We start from the raw sequence: 15,905 nt of genomic DNA, 5'->3' as shown, positions 1-15,905 counted from the left end.
CCGACGGACCGGCAGCGGTGCCACGCCGCTCCTGTCCGTGACCGCCTCCGCCCGGGTGGCTAGGAGCTCCTCGTCAGGGCGCGGCGGGCGTCGGGGCGGTCAGGCGCAGGAGCAGGGACTTCACCTCGGTGGCCGCCACGCGGCCGCTCACCGCCCCCGGTGTCGAGCACAGGACGAGCGGGCCCTCCTCGTCGTTCGCCGGGAGGCGGCCGTGGCTGCCGCGGACGGGCGAGGGGTCCAGGGGGACCACGGCGAGGCGGTAGCGCATGCCGAGCTTCTTGCGTGCCACGGCGGCGGCGGCCCTGAGGCGGACGGTCGGGGACTCGGGGTCCATGAAGAGTTCGGCGGGGTCGTAGCCCGGTTTGCGGTGGATCTCGACGAGCTGGGCGAAGTCGGGGGCGCGGGCGTCGTCCAGCCAGTAGTAGTACGTGAACCAGGCGTCCGGTTCGGCGAGGGCGACGAGCTCGCCCGAGCGGGGGTGGTCGAGGCCGTACGTCTTCTTCCCCTCCTCGTCGAGGAGTCGTTCGACGCCGTCCAGGTCGGTGAGGACCTCGCGGACGGCCGTGATGTCCTCGGGCCTGCGCACGTACACGTGGGCGAGCTGGTGGTCGGCCACGGCGAAGGCGCGGGAGGCACCCGGGTCGAGGTACTCCATGCCGTCCTGGGTGTGGACTTCCAGGAGCCCCGCGCGGCGCAGGGCGCGGTTGATGTCGACGGGGCGGCTCACCCGGGTGATGCCGTACTCGGACAGGACCACGACGGTCCGTCCTTCGCGCCGTGCGTCGTCGAGGAGCGGGCCGACGACGGTGTCGAGCGCCGCGGCGGCCCGGTGCGCGCGCGGGTCGTCGGGGCCGAAGCGCTGGAGGTCGTAGTCGAGGTGGGGCAGGTAGCACAGGGCGAGGTCGGGTCGGCGGGTGCGCATGATGTGCCGGGTGGCGTCGGCGATCCAGCGGCTGGAGACCAGGTCGGCTCCCGGCCCCCAGAAGTGGAAGAGGGGGAAGGTGCCGAACTTCTCGGTGAGTTCGGCGTGCAGGGCGGGCGGGCGGGTGTAACAGTCGGGCTCCTTGCGGCCGTCGGCGTAGTAGACGGGACGCGGTGTGACGGTGATGTCGGTGTCGGCGCCCATCGCGTACCACCAGCAGATGTTGGCGACGGTGTAGTCGGGCCAGGTCCGGCGGGCGGCGTCCCAGAGCCGGTCACCGGCGACGAGGGCGTTGTGCTGGCGCCAGAGCAGGACTTCGCCGAGTTCGCGGAAGTACCAGCCGTTGGCCACGATGCCGTGCTCGGACGGGAGGGCGCCGGTGAGGAAGGTGGACTGGGCGGTGCAGGTGACGGCGGGCAGGACCGTGGTCAGCGGTGCCCGGGAGCCGGTGGCGGCGAGTTCTCTCAGGTTCGGCATGTGGTCGAGGAGCCGGGGAGTGAGGCCGACGACGTCCAGGACGAGGAGCGGGACGGGGCGCCGCCCGGCGGACGCCTCGGAGGCGCCGTGCGTGTCGGTCATGGCAGTTCCTTCAGTCCGAGGTCGGTCAGGAGGTCGCGGGCCAGGGTGAGTTCGGCGGCGACGCCGTCGCAGAGCTGGGCGCGCGTGACCGGGCGCAGCTCGGGAGGCAGTGCCTGCCAGGTGTACGTCTCGACTTCCAGGTGACGGGTACGGGGGACGGGGCCGCCGACGAGCAGGCCGAGGGTCTCCACGAGCACGGGGAGCGTGGAGGTCAGCGGAGCGGCGGGCGTGGCGTGCAGGGGGACGTGGAAGTGGGAGCGCCAGGGGCTCGCGTCGGGCAGGGCCCCTCCGGCGAGGGCGTCGTCGAGGTCGTCGGTGCCGCGGAGGCCGTCGGGGGTGACGGTGCGGGTCTGGTGGAGGAAGCGGGGCTCGGCGAAGGCGGCCAGTGCCTCGCGTACGGCGGGGAGGTGCGGGTGCTCGGCGTGGAGGGCGGCGGAGAGCTGGGCCTTGGGGATGGTGACGCCCGCCGCCTGCAGTGCGGTCAGTGCGGTGGCCGGGTCCTCGAAGGAGGTGGCGAGGTGGCAGGTGTCGACGCAGACGCCGACGCGATGCGGTGCGTCGACGGCGGTGAGGGGGCCGATGGCGTCGGCGGTGGTCTCGACGACGCAGCCGGGTTCGGGTTCGAGCGCCACCCGGATGGACTTGCCCGTCAACTCGTGCAGCGCGTCGAGTCGTTCGGCCAGCGTGGTGAGGGCACCGCGGGCAGCCTCGGCCCGCGCCGCGTCGAAGGGCGTGCGCCAGGCGAGCGGAAGGGTGGAGATCGTGCCCTCGGTGACGTCGTCGGGCAGGAGCGCGGTGAGGAGGCGGGCCAGGTGGGTGGTGTGGGCGAGGCGGTCGGGATGGGCCCAGTCCGGTGTGTAGACCCGGTGTTTGACCTCGTCGCGGCCGAACCCCTCGTACGGGAAGCCGTTGAGCGTGACGACCTCGAGTCCCCGGCGGTCCAGTTCGGCCCTCAGCCCGCGTAGGGCCGCCGGGTCGTCGATCAGGGCGCGGGCGGCGGCCCTGGCGAGCCACAGGCCGATGCCGAGACGGTCGCGGCCGAGGCGTCTGCGGACCGGTTCGCAGTGGTCGCGCAGTTGGGCGAGGACTCCGTCGAGCGTCTCGGCGGGGTGGACGTTGGTGCAGTAGGAGAGGTGGACGACGGAGCCGTCGGCGTGGCGGAAGCGCACCGGTGACCCTCCCCTCATTCCCCGCCGCGGAGCACGGAGTTGCCCTCGTAGGGTCCGTGCGGGAGCGGTACGTCGAGGGCCAGACGGCCGCTGAGCCCGTAGAAGGCCACGGGGTTGCGCCACAGGACCCGGTCGACGTCGTCCTCGTCGAACCCGGCGGCGAGCATCGCGTCACCGACCCGGCGGGTCTTGAGCGGGTCGCTCCTCCCCCAGTCCGCCGCCGAGTTGACGAGGACCTTCTCCGGGCCGTAGGTCCTCAGGAGCGCGACCATCCGGTCCTCGTCCATCTTGGTGTCCGGGTAGACGGAGAAGCCGAGCCAGCATCCGCTCTCCTTGGCCTCCTCGACCGTCGTCTCGTTGAGGTGGTCGAGGAGGACGTGCTCGGAGGGCAGCACGGATTCCCGGACGACGTCGATGGTGCGGCGCAGACCGGCGAGCTTGTCCCGGTGCGGGGTGTGGACGAGCGCCGGCAGGTCGTGGTCGGCGGCGAGCTGGAGCTGCGCGGCCAGGGCGGTGTCCTCGGCGGGGGTCATCGAGTCGTAGCCGATCTCGCCGACGGCGACGACGGAGTCCTTGACGAGGTAGCGGGGCAGGGCGTCGAGGACGGGGGTGCAGCGGGGGTCGTTCGCCTCCTTGGGGTTGAGCGCCAGGGTGCAGTGGTGGGCGATGCCGTACTGGGCGGCCCGGTACGGCTCCCAGCCGAGGAGGGCGTCGAAGTAGTCGAAGAAGCTGGCCGGTGAGGTGCGCGGCTGGCCGAGCCAGAAGGCGGGTTCGACGAGGGCGCGGACGCCCGCGGCGTACATGGCCTCGTAGTCGTCGGTGGTGCGGGAGGTCATGTGGATGTGGGGGTCGAAGATGCGCATCAGCACTCCTCGGGGGGCTGGGGGCGGTCCTGGCCGGTCAGGGCGAGGACGGTGTGCAGGTCGTGGGGGACGCCGCGGCCGGCGGCGGTGCGCTCGGCGGCGTGGTCGGCGAGCATGCGGGCCAGTGTCGTGTCGCCGCGGGCGCGCTGCCGCAGTTCCGCGACCGCGTCGACGGGGACGTGGGTGAAGAGGCATTTGAGGACGGCGTGCCGCCAGGCGTGCCGGTCGAGGTGGGCGGCCGCGTAGGGGCCGACGGCCGCGGCGACGAGCCGGGCGTCGTGGGTGCGCAGGGCGTCCTCGACGAGGGGCAGGGCTTCGGGGCCGGGGACGAGGTACGGCAGGGCGCGCAGGACGGCCCGGCGTTCGGCGGCGCTGCCCTGGTGGTAGAGGCGGGCCAGGGTCTCCGGACCGGGGTGGGCCTCGGCGAGGAGGAGGATGCGGGCGGTGTCGGCGTGCTCGGGCCCGCACCGGCGTCCGGCGGCGGCGAACCGCAGTTCCCAGGCGGGGAGGGTGTGCGGCGAGGTGTCCGGGGGTGTGCTGTCGGCCCGCGCCGCCTCGGCGAGGGCGCCGTCAAGCCAGGCGCGGGCGGCCACGCGGAGCTCGGTGTCGAGGGCGGTGCGCAGGGCGGGGAGCGGGGCCGGGTGGGGGGTGCCGGTCACTGGTTCGGCGCTCCTTTCGTCTCCATGGCTCGGAGGAACGACAGGGAGGTACGGGCGAATTCTGGGCCCGCGTGGGAGTGGCGGGGCAGTTCGACGACGGTGAGTCCGCGGTAGCCGGTGGAGGCGAGGGCGTCGAGGACCGGGGGGAAGTCGATCTCGCCCTCGCCGAACGGAAGGTGCTCGTGGACCCCTCGGCGCATGTCCTCGATCTGGACGTGGCGCAGCCAGGGTGCGGCGTCCCGGACGCAGGTGGCCGGCGGCGCGGGTTCCAGGCACTGGCAGTGGCCGATGTCGAGCGTGAGGCCGAGGGACGCGGGTTCTCCGGTGAGGGCGCGCAGGTGGTGGAAGTCGTCGAGTGTGGCGAGGAGGTGGCCGGGTTCGGGTTCGATCGCGAGGGGGACACCGGCGGCCTCGGCGACCTCGACGACCGGTGCGAGGGAGGCCGCGAGGCGGGCCCAGGCGGTGTCCCGGTCGGTGCCGGGCGGTGTCGTGCCGCTGAAGCAGTGCACGGCGTGGGCGCCGAGGTCGGTGGCGGTGCGCACGGCGGTGAGGAGCAGCCGGACGCGGGCGGCGCGGGCGTCCGGGTCGGGGTCGAGGAGGGAGGGCCCGTGCTTGCGACGGGGGTCGAGGACGTAGCGGGCGCCGGTCTCGACGGTGGCGGTGAGGCCGAGGGCGCCCAGCCGGTGCGCGACGCGCGCGGTACGGGCGGCCAGGCCGGGGGCGAGGGGGTCGAGATGCATGTGGTCGAGGGTGAGGCCGACGCCGTCGTAGCCGAGGTCGGCGAGGAGGGCGAGGACGTCGTCGAGCCGGAGGTCGGTCAGTCCGTTGGTCCCGTACCCGTAGCGGAGGCCGGGGGCGTCGGCGTCCGGGCGCGGCCCGGTCATGTGGGGCTGATCCTTCGCGCGAGGCGGCGGGCCGCGGGGGCGAGGCCGAGGAGGGCCAGTCCGGCGACCGGTGCCCCGGAGCGGGCTGCGAGCGCGGCCTGGAGGGGGATCATCGCCCGGATGCCGCCGCCGACGGCGCGCTGGGTGAGGTGCGGGGACGGGTTCAAGGCGGCGTCCAGGAGCGGACGGGCTGCGGTACGGAGATAGGCGGCGGCGAGGAGGAGGGTGATCCGGTCCGCCATGGCGCGGCCGAGGAGGTCGTGCGCCGCGGCGGGCGGTGGGGTCGGAGCGCCGGTACGGAGGCGGGGGCCGGTCCGGGACCTGGCCCCGGGCCGGGTGCCGGTGGGGGGCCACCTGCGGGAGCCGGATCGGGTGCTTGCGGTAGGCCGTGTGCGGGCATCGGTTCGGGTCGGCCCGGTTTCGGCGGTGAGGAGGCTGAGGAGCGCCGTCGTGGCGAGGGCTCCCAGCGGGACGGCGGTGGAGCCTCCGTGGGCTTCGTGCCGGGAGACCGCGGTGACGGCGTAGGTGTGTGCGGCGAGTGTCGCCGCGGCGGGTGCGGCGGCTCGCAGCGCGGTGGTCGCGGTACGGCTCGCGGGCGCGGTCGCCGTCGCGGTCGCGGCCAAGCTGGTCCCGGTACGGCTTCCGGCCACGACCGCGGCCAAGCTGGTCCCGGTACGGCTTCCGGCCACGACCGCGCCGATCCCGGTACGGCGATCCGCCGAGCTGATCCTCGTACGGCGATCGGCCGCGGTCCCGCTCGTCCCCGCACTGCTCCCGGCCGCCGTCGCGCTCGTCACGGTACGGCGATCGGCCGCGCGGATCCCGGTACGGCTCCCGGCCGCCGTCGCGCTGATCCCGGTACGGCGATCGGCCGCGCGGATCCGGGTACGGCTCCCGGACGCCGTCGCGCTCGTCACGGTACGCCTCCCGGGCGCGCCCGGCGTCATGGGAGGGGATTCCCGCACTCCCCCCGCGGGCACCGCCGCCAGCGCGCCCAGCAGGAGGTCCAGGCCGCGCGCGGTGGCCATGGCCGCCGGGCCTGCGGCCGTGTGCTTGAGGCGGAGATCGTACGCCCACACCGTCGCGGCCAGTGCCGAGGCGACCGCGAGGGCGGGCCGTCCGGCGCGGGACGCGAGGGCGAGGCCGGTGACGGTCAGGGCGCCCGCCGCACCGAGCGCGGCGCCCGGGGCGACGCGGCCGGAGGGCAGGGGCCGGTGCGGTCGTTCGACGGCGTCCACGTCCCGGTCCGCCCAGTCGTTGAGCGCCATCCCCGCCTCGTACAGACAGAGGGAGGCGCCGATGGCCCAGGCGGTTCCCCGGCCGGGCCGGACCCCGGCGGCCGCCGCCCCCGCGAGGGCGTCGCCCGGCACGCTGAGCAGCGCCGACACGCGCAGCAGCTCGCCCCACGCCCGTAGTGTCCCGACGGCGCCGGGCAGGCGGCGCGAGAACGGGGAGCCGGTCATCCGGCCGTCCCCCTCAGGCGGTCCGCGAAGGCGAGCAGCGCGGCGAACTGCTCGGCCAGGCCGGCGGGGCCGCCGTCCGGGTCCTTGAAGTAGAAACCGAGTTCGGGGCGGGGCCCGGTGATGCCGGCCTCGTGGGCTCGGGCGACGAGCCGTGCCAGGTCCAGGACCAGGGGGGCGGCGAGAGCCGAGTCGCAGCCCTGCCAGATGGTCTGGAGGATCATGCGGGAACCGAGGAAGCCGTCGAAGGCGATGTGGTCCCAGGCGGTCTTCCACTCGCCGAGGGCCGGGACGTCGTCGATGTGGACGGTGCCCTCGACGTCGGCGCCGAGCGTGTCGCCGATGACCCGCGCCTTGCCGGCGTTCTTGGCGGCCGCGGCGGCCGGGTCGGCGAGCGTCGCCCCGTCCCCGCCGCCCAGCAGGTTGGTGCCGGACCAGGCGCGCACGGTCAGGGTCCGCTGGACGAACATCGGGGCGAGGACGGACCGCAGCAGGGACTGGCCCGTCTTCCCGTCGCGGCCCGCGTGGGGGACGGCGCTCGTCGCCGCGGCGTCGGCGAGGGTGGGGCCGCTCAGCCCGGTGGAGGGGGTGAAGTTGACGTAGGGGCAGCCGGCGCGCAGGGCGGCGGCCGCGTAGAGCGAGCTGGGCGGCAGGCGCTCGGCCCCCGGTACGGGCAGCGGCTCGGTGGAGGCGACGTGGACGACGACGACCCGCGCCAGGGCGTGGCGGGTACGGAAGTCGACGAGGTCACCGGTGAAGCCCGCGATCAGCTCCTCGTCGGTGCGGCGGTCCCCGGGGAGCGGTCCGCCCGGCCGTATCTCCTGCTCTGCCGCGGCCAGTTCGGCGTGGACCGCCCGGGTGAGGCCGGCGGGGAGCACGCCGGCCGCGGTGAGGTCCTCGGCGCGTTTGGGCAGCGGGCAGTCCGCCGTGTCGTGGCCGCCGAAGACGAGGGCCTCCAGGGGAGGCAGTCCGGCGTCCGTGAACGGCGGGGTCTCCGTGACCATGCCGGTCGGCGGGTGGAGTCCGGCGGTGACGGCCGCGCACCCGGCGACGGCCGTGGTCGCGACCGAGCCGCGAGCCCCGACGAACCAGACCCCGGTGCGTTCCCGCCGGTCGTCGACCGGCGTTCGCCTCGCGTTCCCTTGCTGCACGGGCTGCCTCCCTGACCTGTCGGTTGGTGCGCTGGTGAAGACGGCGGGCGGGGGGTACGGCGCCCCCTCGCCCGCCGCCGCTCATGGGTGACCCCTCTGCGCGGGGGTGCGCCGCGGATTCGGCGTACGGAGGGAGCTACGTATCCCGTCCGGAGAACGCGGCGTCGAACGAGGCGCTCGGTGGGTCGAAGTCGAACCGCTTGAGATGGGCGAGCGCCTGGGGAGCCCCCGTCAGCCGGTCCATACCGGCGTCCTCCCACTCGACCGAGATGGGGCCGCCGTAGCCGATGGAGCGGAGCATGCGGAAGACGTCCTCCCAGGGGACCTCTCCGCGGCCGGCCGAGACGAAGTCCCAGCCGCGCCGCGGGTCGCCCCAGGGCAGGTGGGAGCCGAGCCGGCCGTTGCGGCCGTCGAGGCGGGTGCGGGACTCCTTGCAGTCGACGTGGTAGATGCGGTCCCGGAAGTCGTAGAGGAAGCCGACCGGGTCGATGTCCTGCCAGACGAAGTGGCTCGGGTCGAAGTTGAGGCCGAAGGCGGGCCGGTTGTCGACGGCCTCCAGGGCCCGCTTCGTCGTCCAGTAGTCGTAGGCGATCTCGCTGGGGTGGACCTCGTGGGCGAAGCGGACGCCCTCCGCGTCGAAGACGTCGAGGACGGGGTTCCAGCGCTCGGCGAAGTCCTCGTAACCCCGGTCGATCATGTGCTCGGGGACGGGCGGGAACATGGCCACGAGGTGCCAGATGGAGGAGCCGGTGAAGCCGACGACGGTGTCGACGCCGAAGGCGGCGGCGGCCCGGGCGGTGTCCTCGAGTTCGGCGGCGGCCCGTCGGCGCACCCCTTCCGGCTCGCCGTCCCCCCAGATCCGGGCGGGCAGGATGCCTCGGTGACGCTCGTCGATGGGGTCGTCGCAGACGGCCTGGCCGACCAGGTGGTTGGAGACGCTCCAGCACCGGAGACCGTACTTGTCCAGGAGCGCGCGCCGGCCGTCCAGGTAGCCCGGTTCGGACAGGGCCCGGTCGACCTCGAAATGGTCTCCCCAGCAGGCGAGTTCGAGCCCGTCGTAGCCGAAGTCGCGCGCCAGCGAGCACACCTCCTCCAGGGGCAGGTCGGCCCACTGGCCGGTGAACAGGGTGAACGGACGGGGCATGGGATCTCCTCCTCAGACCTTGGCCTCGGTGCGCGTGACCTGGGTGGACGGGCCGGGCGGGGGCCCGCCGGCGGGGTCGGGCACGGGCGTGTAGACGGCGTTCCGCGCGGCGCTCTCCTCCACCGCGGCGAGCACGCGCTGGACCTGGAGACCGTCGGCGAACGACGGCAGGGGGTCCGTGCCCGTGGCGATGGCCATGACCAGGTCGCGCGCCTGGTGGGCGAAGGTGTGCTCGTAGCCGAGGACGTGGCCGGGCGGCCACCACGCCTCCAGGTACGGGTGGTCGGCTTCGGTGACGAGGATCCTGCGGAACCCGGCGGTGGCGGCCGGTTCCCGGTGGTCGTGGAAGAGCAGCTCGTTGAGGCGTTCCAGGTCGAAGGCGAGGGAGCCGAGTTCGCCGCTGACCTCCAGGCGCAGCGCGTTCTTGCGGCCGGGCGCCATGCGGCTCGCCTCGAACGTCGCGAGCGCCCCGGACGCGAGTCTGCCGGTGAACACGGCCGCGTCGTCGACGGTGACGGGACCCCGCTCGGGGCCGCCGGCCGCGCTCAGCCCCGTCGACACGCCCGCGAGCAGGGGGCGTTCCCTCACGAAGGTCTCCAGTTGCGCCGAGACCCCGACCAGCGGCTCCCCCGCCAGGAACTGTGCGAGGTCGACGATGTGCGCTCCGAGGTCCCCGAGGGCGCCCGAGCCCGCGTGCTGCCGCTCCAGCCTCCAGGTCAGCGGGAAGTCGGGGTCGACGAGCCAGTCCTGGAGATAGGTCAGGCGTACGTGACGCAGGGCGCCGATCCGTCCCTCCGCTATGAGGCGGCGGGCGAGGGTCATCGCGGGGACGCGACGGTAGTTGAAGCCGACCATCGCCACCTGGCCGCGACTGCGGGCCTGTTCGGCCGCGGCGGTCATCGCCTCGGCTTCGGCGACGGAGTTGGCGAGCGGCTTCTCGCACAGCACGTGTTTGCCCGCGTCCAGTGCCGCGATGGCGATCTCGGCGTGGCTGTCGCCCGGGGTGCAGATGTCGACGAGCTGGACGTCGTCGCGGGTCACGAGGGCGTACCAGTCGGTCTCGGCCGCCGCCCAGCCGTGCCGGTCGGCCGCCGCGTGCACGGCCGCGCGGTCCCGGCCGGCCACGGCGGCGAGTACGGGGCGCAGCGGCAGGTCGAAGACGCGGCCTGCGGTCCGCCACCCCTGTGAGTGGGCGGCGCCCATGAACGCGTATCCGATCAGGCCGACACCGAGTGTCGGCTGCGTGGTCTCGCTGTGCCTCTGTTTCATGGCTCTCCTCTCGCGGTACCGGCCGCGGCGGCCGGTGGAGATGTCGGCTCCGTGGTGCTCGGGAGCCGGGCCCGGGCGGATACGGGGCGGCGTCGGGCCGCCGGCGTCCGCCCGGGCGGACGTGTCCCCGTCAGTTGAAGCCGGTGGGCTGGTAGTCGTCGACGTTGTCCTTGGTCACGACGGCCGAGTACAGGGTCACGGAAGAGGGGATCTCCAGCTCCGCCATGCCGCCGATCCCCTTGCCCTGTCCGAGCGCGCGGGCGAGGTCGATGGCGGAGGCGGCCATGGTCGGCGGGTAGAGAACGGTGGCCTTCAGGACGCTGTCGTCGGCCTTGATGGCGTCCATGGCGGACCTGGCGCCGGCGCCGCCCACCATCAGGAAGTCCTTGCGGCCGGCCTGGGCGACGGCACGCAGGGCACCGACACCCTGGTCGTCGTCGTGGTTCCACAGCGCGTCGAACCGGGACTGCGCCTGCAGCAGTTGGGCCATTTTGGCCTGGCCGGACTCGACGGTGAACTCGGCGGCCTGGCGGGCGACCTTGGTGATGTTGGGATAGTTCTTCAGGGCGTCGTCGAAGCCCTGCGTACGCTGCTTGGTGAGTTCGAGGTTGTCCAGCCCGGCGAGTTCGACGACCTTGGCGTTCGGCTTGCCCTTGAGTTTCTCGCCGATGTAGCGGCCGGCGTTGAGGCCCATGCCGTAGTTGTCGCCGCCGATCCAGCAGCGGTACGCCTGCGGGGAGCCGAAGACGCGGTCGAGGTTGACGACGGGGATGCCGGCCGCCATCGCCTGCAGGCCGATCTGGGTGAGGGCCTTGCCGTCGGCGGGCAGGATCACCAGGACGTCGACCTTCTTGTTGATGAGGGTCTGGATCTGGCCGATCTGGGCGGCGGTGTCGTTGGAGCCCTCGGTGATCTCCAGGGTGACGTCGGCGTACTTCTTGGCGCGGTCCTTGGCGTTCTGGTTGATGGCGTTGAGCCAGCCGTGGTCGGCCTGCGGTCCGGCGAAGCCGATGGTGACGGCCCTGCCGGGCTTCTCGTCGGCCACGGGTGCGTTGCCGGCGGCGCTGGGGGCGGCCTGGTTCTTCGGTTCGTTGCTGGTGCAGGCCGTCAGGAGCGCTCCGGCGGAGACGGCGGCGGTGCCGAAGAGCAGTCCTCTGCGGCTGGGGATGTGGGCATCGGGCATGGTGGAGCCACCTCTTCAACTGGGCGGTCGGACGAGGGATGTGCCGGGACCGGGCGTGGGTGTCGACGCACGGGTCCGGGGGAACGGGGGCGGGGGGGGTACGTAGGGGGCCGGGAGGCTCGGCGGTTCGCGAAGCGCGGTGTCAGCCGTCGCGCAGGGTGCGGCGCTGGACGAGGACGGCGGCCACGATGATGGCGCCCTTGGCTATCTGCTGGACCGCGCTCTCCAGGTTGTTCAGGGCGAAGATGTTGGTGATCGTCGTGAAGATGAGGACGCCGAGCACCGAGCCCACGATCGTCCCGCGTCCGCCGCTGAGCAGCGTGCCGCCGATGATGGCCGCAGCGATGGCGTCGAGTTCGTAGAGGTTGCCGTTGGTGTTCTGTCCGGAGCCCGCCAGCACGATCAGCATGAACGCCGCGATGCCGCAGCACAGGCCCGAAAGGAGGTAGAGGTAGAGGCGCTGACGGCGTACGTCGATGCCGGCCAGACGGGCGGCCTCCGCGTTGCCGCCGACGGCGACCGCCCTGCGCCCGAACGTCGTGCGGTTGAACAGGAGCCAGCCCACGACGATGACGGCCGCGAAGACGAGGACGAGCGGCGGTACGCCGAGGATGTAGGCGTCCTTGACACCGAGGTCGAGCACCGAGTCGACGGTCACGAGCTGCGTCTTGCCGTCGGTGAGCTGCAGCGCGAGTCCCCGGGCGGAGGCGAACATGGCCAGGGTGGCGATGAAGGGGACCATGCCGCCGTAGGCGACGAGCAGCCCGTTCACGAGTCCGCAGCCGACACCGACGATCACCGCGGTGAAGAGGATGCCGGTGAACCCGTACTCCTGCGTCGCCACCGTGGTGGCCCAGACGGAGGCGAGGGCCACGATCGCGCCCACCGACAGGTCGATGCCGCCGCTGGTGATGACGAACGTCATGCCCACGGTCACCACGCCGATGACGGACGCCTGGGTCAGGACGAGTTGCAGGTTGCTCGTGGCGAGGAACTCGGCGGGCTTGGTGACTCCACCGACCACCACCAGGACGGCCAGGACGCCGAGCAGGGACAGACTGCGCACGTCCGGGCGGAGACCCGACGGCCGGAACGCCGGGGTCTTCCCGTGCGGCGCGGCGGGGGCGGGTGCGACGGGCGCGTCCTGCCCCGCCGGAGTGGCTGAGTGCGTCATGCCGTCGGACTTCCTTCCATCACGAGATCGAGTACGCGGTGCTCGTCCAGCTCCCGGGCGTCACAGGCGTGCACGACGCTGCCTTCGCGCACCACCAGGACGCGGTCGGCGAGGCCGAGGACCTCGGGAACCTCGCTGGAGACGAGCAGGACGGCGAGACCTTCGTCGGCCAGCCGTCGGACGACGGCGTACAGCTCGGCGCGGGCGCCTATGTCCACCCCCCGGGTCGGCTCGTCGAGCAGCAGCACCTTGCAGCCGTGCAGGAGCCAGCGGGCGAGCACCGCCTTCTGCTGGTTGCCGCCCGACAGGGTCCGGACGGGGGTGTCGGGGTTGTCGGGCCGCAGGGAGAGCTCACGGGTCACCCGCCGGGCGGCCGCCCGCTCCTTCTGCCGGTCGAGCCAGCCGCCGCGCGCGTACCTGGCGAGCGTGGAGACCGTGACGTTGCGGGTGACGGACTCCATCAGCAGCAGTGCCTGCGCCTTGCGTTCCTCCGGGGCGAGGCCGATGCCGGCGCGGACGGCGGCGGGGACGCTGCCGGGCCGCAGGGGGATCCCGTCGACGAGAACCCGCCCGGCGGTCGGCCGGCGTGCCCCGTAGACCGTCTCCAGGATCTCACTGCGTCCCGAGCCGACCAGGCCGGCGAGGCCGACGATCTCCCCCGGCCGCAGTTCCAGGTCGACGGGGGCGAACTCGCCCTCGCGCGCGAGCCCTTCGACCCGCAGGACGGGCGCGGTCGCGGCCGGGTCGAACGTCCGGTGGGGGCGCTCCGGGAAGACGTACTCGACGGTGCGGCCGGTCATCAGCCGGACGACCTCGTCCGTGGAGGTGGACTTCGCGGCGAGACCGCCGGCGACGGTCCTGCCGTCCTTGATGACGGTGACGCGGTCGCCGATCCGGCGGATCTCCTCAAGGCGGTGGGAGATGTAGACGACGGCGACACCTTCGGCGGTCAGGTCACCGACCGTGCGGAAGAGGTTGTCGACCTCCTCCGGGTCGAGGGCCGCGGACGGCTCGTCCATGACGATCAGCCGGACCTCGTGGGAGAGCGCGCGTGCCATGGACACGATCTGGCGCTGGGCGGCGGAGAGTTGGCCGACGGGACGCGCCGGGTCGATCTCGTCGTGCCCGAGGCGGCGGAGGAGCCGGGCGGTCGCCTCACGGGCGGCCCGTGCCCGGACGACGAAGCCTACGGAGGTGGGCTCGTGGCCGAGGAAGACGTTCTCGGCCACGGACAGCCCCTCCACCAGGTCGAGTTCCTGGTAGAGGGTGGCGATCCCGAGACGCATCGCGGCGATCGGGGAGGCCGGCGCGACCTCTTCGCCGCGCCACGTGATCCGCCCGCCGTCCGGGCGGTGGGCGCCGGCGAGGACCTTGATGAGGGTGGATTTCCCGGCGCCGTTCTGACCGAGGACGCAGTGGACCTCACCGGCCCGGACCTCCAGGTCCACGCCGTCCAGGGCGCGGACGCCGGGGAACGACTTGGTGATGCCGGACATGGTGAGCAGGGGTGGTTCGTGTGCCATGGCGATTCCTCGGCGGGTGCGGCCGTGAGCGGGCAGGGCTGACGAAGCGTCGGACGGTGCGTGGAGGACGGAGCGGAGCGCCTCGCGGCTCGGGGGGGGTGCGGTGGTACGACGGACTCGCCGCCGCCGATCGGGGCGTTGCAGGTGGTACGGCTGCGCGTGGTGCTGGAGCGGGTGGGACGGCGTTGCGTCTGGAGCCGGTGCGCTGCTGGTGCTGCGGCGGCGCGGGTGGTGCGGGTAGTACCTGTCGTACGGGTGTCGCGGCCCGACAGGGCGTGCGGGGTCGGTGCCGGCCTGCGTGGATCAGGCGGGTGAGAACACGTGGTCGCTGATGAGGCGGCCGGCGCCGATCACGCCGGCGGTCGCGCCGAGCTCGCCCAGGACGATGGGGAGGTTCCTGGTCGCCAGTGGCAGGGAGCGCCGGTACACCTGGGTGCGCACGCTGGCCAGCAGCCTGTGCCCGAGGCCCGTCACCCCGCCGCCGATGACGACCATGCCGGGGTTGAAGCAGCTGACGAGTCCGGCGATGACCTGGCCGACCCGGTCACCACCCGCGCGGATGAGGTCCAGGGCGACCGGGTCACCCGCGGCGGCCGCGGCGGCGACGTCCTCCGCGGTCAGCCTGCCGAGGGTCTCCAGTCGGGCGGCGAGCTCGGCCGATGTGCCCCCGCGCGCCGCGTCCTCGGCGTCACGGGCGAGCGCTGAGCCGCCGAAGTGGGCTTCCAGGCATCCCCTGTTGCCGCATCCGCAGGCCCGGCCCTCCGGGTCGACCTGGATGTGCCCGATGTCGCCGGCACTGCCCGTCGCGCCACGGTGGACCTCCCCGCCGACGACGACGCCGCAGCCGATGCCGGTGCCGATCTTGACGTACAGGAAGTCGTCCACGAACCGGGCGACTCCGGCGTGCTGCTCCCCTATGGCCATCAGGTTCGCGTCGTTGTCGACCATCACGGGGCAACCCAGGTCCTGGCTGAGCGCCTCGCGGACGGGAAAGCCGTCCCAGCCTGGCATGATCGGCGGTGCCACGAGGACGCCCTCGGGAAAGCGGACGGGACCCGGGACGCCGATGCCGGCGCCGTCCAGGCCGTCGGCCAGCCCCGGTGACCTGAGCTTGCCGACCATCGACAGCACCTGCTCGAAGACCGCGACGGGGCCTTCGCGCACGTCCATGGAGTGGTTGAGGTGGCCCAGGACCTCCAGTTCGGCGTTGGTGACGGCGACGTCGATCGAGGTCGCGCCGATGTCGACGCCGAGGAAGCGCAGGCCGGGGGCGAGCCGCAGGTTGTGCGAGCGGCGCCCGCCGCGGGAGGCGGCGAGACCGTCCGCGATGACGAGGCCCGTCTCCAGGAGCCGGTCCACCTCGACCGCGAGCTTGGAGCGGGAGAGGTCGACCAGGTCGCCGAGCTGGGCACGCGAGTGGGGGCCGCCGTCGCGCAGCAACCGGAGCAGCCGCGCCTGGTGTGCGTTACCGGGTCGAGCCGTCATGCGTCGCACGTTCCCCTCCTCCCCTGCTGTCCGGCTCCGGCCGCGGGTGGTCGGCACGGTCCGGCTGACGGGCCGCGACGTCGTCCCCTGTAGGCGGGAACTTTCTCCGTGGTCCGTCTGCTTTCGAGGGGAACGTAGCAGCGGATTCCCTGACGGGGAAGAACTTGCGCACGGATGTGGGGGTACTTTTTCCGTAGTCGGGAAAAAGGTGGTCGGCCGGTGCGGGGACGGCCCTCGCGCTGCCCCCTGAGGCGCTGCCCGGCCGAGGCTCGACCGGGCAGCACGTATTCACGTCACGGCCGTCTCAGGTCACGGCCGTCTCACGTCACGGCCGTCTCAGGTCACGGCAGGGTCCATTTCTGGTTGGGGCCGGTGTGGCAGGTCCACAGGTGGACGGCGGTCCCGTCGTTCCAGGTGCCGCCCGAGGCGTCCAGGCACTT

General features: G+C 73.4%; 14 protein-coding genes. All 14 read right to left on the bottom strand.

Features of this window, described 5'->3' with window-relative positions:
• Positions 1–73: 73 nt before the first annotated feature.
• Entirely contained in the window at positions 74–1,501 is a 1,428-nt protein-coding gene (locus ABZ567_RS16785; protein WP_360789929.1) for a nucleotide pyrophosphatase/phosphodiesterase family protein, read from the bottom strand.
• A complete protein-coding gene (gene eboE, locus ABZ567_RS16780; protein ID WP_360789926.1) occupies positions 1,498–2,670 on the bottom strand; it encodes a metabolite traffic protein EboE in 1,173 nt (390 codons plus the stop codon). Before eboE ends, ABZ567_RS16785 begins: the two co-directional genes overlap by 4 nt.
• A 14-nt stretch (positions 2,671–2,684) precedes the next feature.
• Positions 2,685–3,533: a TatD family hydrolase gene (locus tag ABZ567_RS16775; RefSeq protein ID WP_360789923.1), complete on the bottom strand. Its 849-nt coding sequence runs from the start codon at positions 3,531–3,533 to the stop codon at positions 2,685–2,687.
• Positions 3,533–4,192 carry an EboA domain-containing protein gene (locus tag ABZ567_RS16770; protein WP_360789919.1) on the bottom strand — a complete coding sequence of 220 codons (660 nt, stop codon included), beginning with the start codon at positions 4,190–4,192 and terminating at the stop codon, positions 3,533–3,535. The genes ABZ567_RS16775 and ABZ567_RS16770 overlap by 1 nt, the downstream gene beginning before the upstream one ends.
• Entirely contained in the window at positions 4,189–5,076 is an 888-nt protein-coding gene (locus ABZ567_RS16765; protein ID WP_360789916.1) for a sugar phosphate isomerase/epimerase family protein, read from the bottom strand. The genes ABZ567_RS16770 and ABZ567_RS16765 overlap by 4 nt, the downstream gene beginning before the upstream one ends.
• Positions 5,073–6,539 (bottom strand): UbiA family prenyltransferase, encoded by a 1,467-nt coding sequence (locus ABZ567_RS16760; RefSeq protein ID WP_360789913.1) that lies wholly within the window; start codon positions 6,537–6,539, stop codon positions 5,073–5,075. The genes ABZ567_RS16765 and ABZ567_RS16760 overlap by 4 nt, the downstream gene beginning before the upstream one ends.
• Positions 6,536–7,687, bottom strand: a complete 1,152-nt coding sequence (locus ABZ567_RS16755; protein WP_360789910.1) for an inositol-3-phosphate synthase — start codon at positions 7,685–7,687, stop codon at positions 6,536–6,538. The genes ABZ567_RS16760 and ABZ567_RS16755 overlap by 4 nt, the downstream gene beginning before the upstream one ends.
• A gap of 136 nt (positions 7,688–7,823) precedes the next feature.
• A complete protein-coding gene (locus ABZ567_RS16750; protein WP_360789907.1) occupies positions 7,824–8,831 on the bottom strand; it encodes a sugar phosphate isomerase/epimerase family protein in 1,008 nt (335 codons plus the stop codon).
• 12 nt (positions 8,832–8,843) lie between these two features.
• Positions 8,844–10,100 carry a Gfo/Idh/MocA family oxidoreductase gene (locus ABZ567_RS16745; RefSeq protein WP_360789905.1) on the bottom strand — a complete coding sequence of 419 codons (1,257 nt, stop codon included), beginning with the start codon at positions 10,098–10,100 and terminating at the stop codon, positions 8,844–8,846.
• Positions 10,101–10,230: 130 nt separating this feature from the next.
• Positions 10,231–11,283: a substrate-binding domain-containing protein gene (locus ABZ567_RS16740; protein ID WP_360789902.1), complete on the bottom strand. Its 1,053-nt coding sequence runs from the start codon at positions 11,281–11,283 to the stop codon at positions 10,231–10,233.
• A 142-nt stretch (positions 11,284–11,425) separates the two neighbouring features.
• Positions 11,426–12,457 carry an ABC transporter permease gene (locus ABZ567_RS16735; RefSeq protein WP_360789900.1) on the bottom strand — a complete coding sequence of 344 codons (1,032 nt, stop codon included), beginning with the start codon at positions 12,455–12,457 and terminating at the stop codon, positions 11,426–11,428.
• Positions 12,454–13,980: a sugar ABC transporter ATP-binding protein gene (locus tag ABZ567_RS16730; protein WP_360789897.1), complete on the bottom strand. Its 1,527-nt coding sequence runs from the start codon at positions 13,978–13,980 to the stop codon at positions 12,454–12,456. Before ABZ567_RS16730 ends, ABZ567_RS16735 begins: the two co-directional genes overlap by 4 nt.
• A gap of 303 nt (positions 13,981–14,283) precedes the next feature.
• Complete coding sequence (locus tag ABZ567_RS16725; RefSeq protein ID WP_360789894.1) at positions 14,284–15,465, bottom strand: ROK family transcriptional regulator; 1,182 nt, start codon at positions 15,463–15,465, stop codon at positions 14,284–14,286.
• A gap of 341 nt (positions 15,466–15,806) precedes the next feature.
• The coding region (locus tag ABZ567_RS16720) for an RICIN domain-containing protein (protein ID WP_360787665.1) at positions 15,807–15,905 on the bottom strand (99 nt) is incomplete at its 5' end.

The sequence above is a fragment of the Streptomyces sp. NPDC016459 genome (genome assembly GCF_040632845.1).
Classification (GTDB): domain Bacteria; phylum Actinomycetota; class Actinomycetes; order Streptomycetales; family Streptomycetaceae; genus Streptomyces.
Note: the sequence above shows the minus strand (reverse complement) of the source record. Positions and strands in the feature narration are given on the sequence as shown.